6 protein-coding genes and 1 pseudogene are annotated in these 6,776 nt (G+C 38.5%); all 7 read left to right on the top strand.

What is annotated here, in order from left to right:
- The first annotated feature begins 1,079 nt into the window (after positions 1-1,079).
- On the top strand, positions 1,080-1,781 hold the full coding sequence (locus ACIR310F_RS0100895) for a C40 family peptidase (protein ID WP_028082193.1): 702 nt from the start codon (positions 1,080-1,082) through the stop codon (positions 1,779-1,781).
- 127 nt (positions 1,782-1,908) lie between these two features.
- Positions 1,909-2,883: a glycosyltransferase family 2 protein gene (locus tag ACIR310F_RS0100890; RefSeq protein WP_028082192.1), complete on the top strand. Its 975-nt coding sequence runs from the start codon at positions 1,909-1,911 to the stop codon at positions 2,881-2,883.
- Between the two features lie 45 nt (positions 2,884-2,928).
- Positions 2,929-4,152: an MFS transporter gene (locus ACIR310F_RS0100885; RefSeq protein WP_028082191.1), complete on the top strand. Its 1,224-nt coding sequence runs from the start codon at positions 2,929-2,931 to the stop codon at positions 4,150-4,152.
- A 61-nt stretch (positions 4,153-4,213) separates the two neighbouring features.
- On the top strand, positions 4,214-4,579 hold the full coding sequence (locus ACIR310F_RS21120) for a hypothetical protein (protein ID WP_051289429.1): 366 nt from the start codon (positions 4,214-4,216) through the stop codon (positions 4,577-4,579).
- Positions 4,580-4,789: 210 nt separating this feature from the next.
- The gene (locus ACIR310F_RS0100875) at positions 4,790-5,476 is read left to right on the top strand and encodes a uracil-DNA glycosylase (RefSeq protein WP_028082190.1); all 687 of its coding nucleotides are present in this window, start codon (positions 4,790-4,792) and stop codon (positions 5,474-5,476) included.
- A 103-nt stretch (positions 5,477-5,579) separates the two neighbouring features.
- The gene (locus tag ACIR310F_RS0100870) at positions 5,580-6,455 is read left to right on the top strand and encodes a Tab2/Atab2 family RNA-binding protein (protein ID WP_028082189.1); all 876 of its coding nucleotides are present in this window, start codon (positions 5,580-5,582) and stop codon (positions 6,453-6,455) included.
- A gap of 183 nt (positions 6,456-6,638) precedes the next feature.
- Positions 6,639-6,776 (top strand): annotated as a pseudogene (locus tag ACIR310F_RS26510) (TldD/PmbA family protein); the annotation flags it as partial.

Genomic DNA, 6,776 nt, shown 5'->3' with positions numbered 1-6,776 from the left:
ACCATCAATATCTACTTATGGATTTGAATAACATGGTGCGTTACGCTGTCGCTAACACACCCTACATACTACAAAAAACCCTCGCAGCCCATAAATCAATCTATTTGTCAATAGGACATTTGTTCTACCAGTCAAAGTACATGATTTTGCTGAATAATTTTTACCCAATTGACTCTTCAAAACCACTGCTAATTTGTAAAGTTTTGTATTTTTTTCAAAATTAATCCCTGAAACGACTATAAATAAAGACTTTTGAAAATCATCTTTTTAGCCGGGTAGAAAATTGACAATAATAACCCAATTATGAAATTCTCAATAATTCTAGCAAATCGCCGAAAGTATTGCAAGCTCGTTCCTAAATAAAAATAATTCTCAATTAATTATTAAGAAAATCTAAAGTTGAATTTTCCTAAGTTATGAATATTAAAAGTATTATCCTATAATGATAAGTTTTAATTATAATTTATTGTTAACTCATTCATACGCAGTGATAAATAAAACAATAAACTCAAAGCACACCAAGAAAAAAGGACTTAAAAAAGATTATTTAAAATAATATCTGTATCAGCGGTAAAGTATCTTGTAACTGATGGGATATGTTCAGGTCAAGAAATTACAGCACTTCCCGATGTTATGAGGTACAAGAACCCCACCCCCAACCCCCTCCAATATCAAAAGTTTATCCTTTTCTTCCCCCCGCTGCGGGGGGATTGAGGGGGGTGCGAGGAGGGGGCTTAAGATGTACCTCATAAGAGCGGAAACCACTGTATCTGCATTGAAAATGAAGTAAAAAATTATCTGCGGTTATCTGCGTCCATCTGCGTTCAATTATTACTGCTTGTACCTCACTGGAATGGGAATGGCTATAAGTCTGGCGGGCAATACTTGTATTGAGCTTGTCCGTTGTATGCCCACCCCAAAAGATTTAGGCATATTTTAGGATTTTACAATTTAGCTGCGTAACAGCTTATTACCAAAACTCAAGATAGTTTAGATATGACATTAATGGTAAATTACATAATGTAGAGAAGATAATCCTGATACAAAAAACATTTTTACAAAAAATCATCATATTACCCATGTCCTTAAATCTAAATTCACAAATTCCCTATTCCCTTACAAATGAATATCAATGTACAACTAACCTCAATCTCTATGAATCTCCTGAATGTGTGCGGTTAGCAACTCAAGCTGCAACAGGACGACATTTACAAATAACATCAAATCATGAAAATAAAGCAGTTGAAGTCTGTTTATGTGAAGACGACTATCCAGGATGGTTGTCCAGGGAAGATTTGCAGTTTATTCAAGGGACTCAAACATTATATCAGCCCCAGTTGGTCTTAGCAACAGAAATTCAACAACGCATACCCGACATTATTGCTTTTACTCAAGCAGCAAAGGAACAAGATAATTATTATCTTTGGGGTGGTACAGTTGCACCTAATTATGATTGTTCTGGTTTCATGCAAGCCGCTTTTAAATCTGTAGGTGTTTGGCTACCAAGAGATGCTTATCAACAAGAGGCCTTTACTCAAATGGTTGATATTACTGAATTAAAATTAGGAGATCTAATATTTTTTGGAACTTCAAAAAAAGCGACTCACGTGGGTTTGTATTTAGGTAATGGTGATTATATCCACAGTTCAGGAAAGGATCAAGGCCGGAATGGTATTGGTATTGACCAACTTTCAGAACAAGGAGACAAAGTTAGTCAGTGTTATTATCAACAATTGCGTGGCGCTGGTAGAGTAATCAAAAGTTATGATGGTAACGGATAGATGAACCGTATTTTTCGACCTACCAAAACTATTTTAGTGACATACTTAATTTAATCCACAACCTGCAAATCTCTGACTTTCTCAAGAATTTGGGAATTTATATCCAATCAATTATCAGCTATAAAAAATGACTAATCATCAACCACCAATTTTAGATGTATCCGTAGTTATACCAATTAAAGATGAAGTAGAAAGCCTACCTTTATTACTAAAAGCAATTTCTTCCACTCTCACAGATAGTAAATTGAACTATGAAATTATTTGTGTAGATGATGGTTCTAGGGATGGTTCAGCGGAATTTCTCAAAGAACAGGCACAAATTCGTACTGATCTAAAAGTGGTGATTTTACGTCGTAACTATGGACAAACTGCGGCCATGTCTGCGGGCTTTAATTATGCTACGGCCAAGGTAATTGTGACTTTAGATGCTGATTTACAAAATGATCCGGCTGATATCCCCATGTTAATTACAAAGCTGGAGGAAGGTTATGATTTAGTCAGTGGTTGGCGACAAAATCGCCAAGATGGGGCATTAAATCGCCTACTTCCTTCTAAAATCGCCAATTGGCTAATTCGTGGTGCTACTAGCGTGTATATTCATGATTATGGTTGTTCTCTCAAAGCTTATCGGGCTGAGTTAGTCGCGGATATGAATCTTTACGGGGAATTACACCGTTTTTTACCAGCATTAGCGTATATCGAAGGGGCGAGAATTACTGAAGTCCCTGTGCGTCATCATGCGCGGCGTTTTGGACAGAGTAAATATGGGATATCAAGGACATTTCGGGTATTAATGGATTTATTAACTATTCTATTTATGAAAAAGTTCCTCACCCGTCCCATGCACGTTTTTGGAATGTTAGGCTTAATTTCTATGGTTTCTGGTGCAGGAATAGGAATATACTTAACTTTGGTTAAATTGGTTTTTCATGTAGATATTGGTAATCGTCCTCTGTTGATTTTGGCGGTTTTGCTGCTAGTAACTGGGGTACAGTTGTTTTGTTTCGGTCTTTTGGCAGAATTGTTAATGCGGACATACCATGAATCTCAGGGAAGGCCTATCTATCGTGTGCGGGAAGTTGTGGCAAAAAATGTTAAGTAACGTAACAATGGTAAAATCATACTTTATAGGATTATTGCGTCTACCGTGAAAGCTTTTGATACTTTTGACGCTGCACTGCGGAAAAACTTACTCATGTTATTTGCCGCAGGTTTGTTTTTCTGGTCAAGTTTGTCCTCATTATTGCCGACATTACCTTTGTATATTGAACACATTGGTGCGAATAAGCAAGAAATTGGCATTGTTATGGGTAGCTTTGCCATTGGTATAATACTAATTAGACCATCCATGGGCGCTTTAGCTGATAACCGAGGCCGGAAAATAGTCTTACAGATGGGGATGTTTGTCGTAGCGATCGCTCCTTTGGGATATTTAGTGGTAAAATCGGTTATTCCCCTCATGTTGATTCGTGCCTTTCATGGTATTAGTATTGCTGCCTTTGCCACAGCTTACACCGCCTTAGTGGCAGATTTAACACCAGAACACCGTCGGGGGGAAGTTGTCGGTTACATGAGTTTAGTAAGTCCTTTGGGTGTGGGCATAGGTCCTGCCATAGGTGGGTTTTTACAAGCAACTGCTGGTTATACCCCATTATTTCTCTCATCTGCGGTTTTAGGATGTCTAGGTTTACTATCTATTATCCCCATTGTCAACCCACCTATTGCCATTCAACCAATTAACAGCAAAAATGATAACTTTTGGCAAATACTAACTAGTCCTCCCGTACGGATTCCTGCTATAGTTCTATTATTGAGTGGTTTGACTTTAGGTAGTTTACATACTTTCATCTCCCTATTCATCAAATCAACAGGAGTGGATTTAAATCCAGGCTTATTTTTCTCCGTGGCCGCCATTTCCAGTTTTAGTTGTAGATTATTTACTGGTAAAGCTTCTGATCAATATGGACGTGGTTTATTTGTCACTATGAGTTTGATAGCTTATACTCTCTCTATCATCTGCGTATGGCAAGCAAATAACACTTTCATGTTTTTATTAGGAGCATTAATGGAAGGTGCCGCTTCTGGTATACTAATTCCCATGATTTCCGTATTAATAACAGATAGAACTTTACCCCACGAACGAGGTAGAATATTTGCTGTTTCTTTCATGGGATTTGATCTGGGTTTCGCTATAGCAGGTGCAATTTTGGGAACATTTGCTCAAACCTTTGGTTATCGTAGTATGTTTGGTTTTATCACGGGTTTAACAGTTCTGACAATTGTAATTTTCTTGACTCAATCTAGCCGCAATATACCGGAATCTCTAGGTTTTGCCTTTGGTCGTAATCAAGATGTCTATGCTGTAAAATAATTTAACAGAAAAATAGCAACTTAAATATTAGAGGAAAATTACTGGCTGGATTAAATTTATTATGTCTCTAAAACAAGAAACAAAAAAATATTATAAATGGGTTTGGGATGTATCCCTAGGTGGTGAATTTGATGATTGGGGTACTAGTACATACTTCATGGAAATTGGCAATACTTTATATCCTCTTAGACAAATAGAAGTCTATGAAAATGGCAATGTTTTATTTTATGATCATAGCCACTTCTTAGACGATTATGGGATGTTGTGTGATCAGAAAATAGATATACTAGACATACAAGAATTTGAAATTACTCAAGCAGAATTTGAGCAGGTATGGCAGACAAAAATTCCCATCAATAGACCCCTCATGAAAAAGAATGTAGAGTCGAGAATCCCTAACCAGATTAATTCTCTACAAAGGTTCTAGGATGAGCATATTAAATTTAATTTAGTTTCTGGTTTTCTGGAAATATCTCATAGATAGTTTTGATATAAGTCTATTTTCTGATAGGATCAATAATACGGTAACACAGCAGATTTCAACTTCGTGAAGTACAAACATACCCGAACCCTGCCCTGAATTGAAATATATCTTGTAAATCTAAAATAGGCCGTCATATTCTGCCTTCCAAACTCCATGCAGCACGAAACCCAACTAAGTCTCTTTGATAACTCTAGTTTAAACCAGCGATCGCTAATTCCTGTCAACGGACAAATTCCCATTGTCCCCGGAACTTATGAGAATATGGGAGAATTAGAAAAACACTGTCATCACTGTCACCGTTGTCCATTAGCAGCAAACCGGACTCATGCTGTAGTTGGCCGTGGTAACCCCCAAGCCAAAATTATGATTATCGGGGAAGCACCGGGAAAAAACGAAGACGAAACAGGTTTACCATTCGTCGGAAGATCAGGACAATTACTAGAAAACATCTTAGCATCAGTTCAATTAAGTACAGATACAGATATATATATAGCCAATATTTGTAAGTGTAGACCACCGGAAAATCGCGTCCCTACAGGAGAAGAAATAGCGGCTTGTAAACCCTATTTATTAGAGCAAATTCGCTTAGTTAACCCAAAAATCATTTTATTGACAGGTGCAACCTCAGTTAAAAGTGTAATTGGAGACAAACGACCTATTACTAAAATTCGTGGTCAATGGCTAGAATGGGAAGGACGTTTATGTATGCCTATTTTTCATCCCTCCTACTTATTGCGTAACCCTTCGCGGGAACAGGGAGCGCCGAAATGGCTCATGTGGCAAGATATACAGACAGTCCGTGATAAGTTGGATGAAATCAAAACAAAAGACAAAAATTAAGCATTACATCACCAATTACCATCTTTAACTCGTCAATACTCCTGTAACTTGGTAAAGTTAGAAAATCAAAATATTTAAATCATCAGATTTTTACTATTAAAACATGGGCAGCCAGAGAAAAACGTACTGGGAACTTGATTTTTACTCCCGTCCAATTTTGGACGAAAACCAGAAAAAAGTGTGGGAAATGTTAGTTTGTGAAAGTCCCGTAGATATTGGTACACCAACGGAGTCTCTGTTTCGCTATGCTAAATATTGCCCAAGTACCCAGGTAAATTCGGGTTGGTTGCGGACAGCAATACAGGAAGCTATAGAGAAAGCGGGTACAGCACCTACCAAAATCCGCTTTTTCCGTCGTCAAATGAATAACATGATTACAAAATCCTGCGAAGATGTGGGAATACCCGCTGCACCGAGTCGTCGTACCTTAGTTCTTAATCAATGGATACAGCAGCGCATGGCAGAAGTTTACCCCCAGGAACCGGGATATCAGGGAGTGACTAATCCTTCGGTGCGTTTAGATAGACCTTTACCTCAGCGTTTACCAGATGCCTTAGAAGGAAAACAATGGACTTTTGTTACCTTGCAAGCCAGTGATTTTGCTGATATGCCAGATTGGGAAATAGGCTTTGGTGAAGCCTTTCCCCTAGAATTGGCGCAATTGTCCCCAGAAACCCGCATTCCAGGGATTTTGATTTTCTCCCCCAGGGCTTTACCAATAGCCGCTTGGATGTCGGGTTTAGAAATGGCTTATTTGCGCTTTGATACCAGTAGTGGAAACAGATTGATTTTAGAAACTGGGGCTACGGAAAGTTGGGTTGTAGCTAATATCCGCACCCCCGAACTTTTAGCGGAAGCACAAGGCTTTGCTGTAGCCAAAGAACAAGCCAATGGAGTCCATTTTATCGGAGTCCAGTCCGATTCTCAATCCCAAGATTTTGCGGGCTTTTGGCTGTTACAAGAAATCAATTTGCCATGAGGGTACAAGCAGGGATAAGCTCTAAACTGGTGCAAATGAGTGTTTCTTATCTGTTCCCTGTTCCCTGTTCCCTGTTCCCTGTTCCCTGTTCCCTTTTTTGTAACTGTTGATGACACGCTAATGGGATAATGATGAGCGAATATTAAGCGGTTTATATCCAAAATCCATAATTCATAAGGGGACATGGGTTCTGTAAATTTGTTACAAGATACACTAGCGGAACAGTTACTAGAACTTGCCTTCAAATCTGGTGCTGAGGCGGCAGAGGTGTATCAATCAAGATCGCTTTCTCGACCGGTTTTTTTTGAGGCCAACCGCCTC

Source organism: Dolichospermum circinale AWQC310F, assembly GCF_000426925.1.
Lineage (GTDB): Bacteria > Cyanobacteriota > Cyanobacteriia > Cyanobacteriales > Nostocaceae > Dolichospermum > Dolichospermum circinale.
This window is presented reverse-complemented; position numbering and strand designations above follow the sequence as displayed.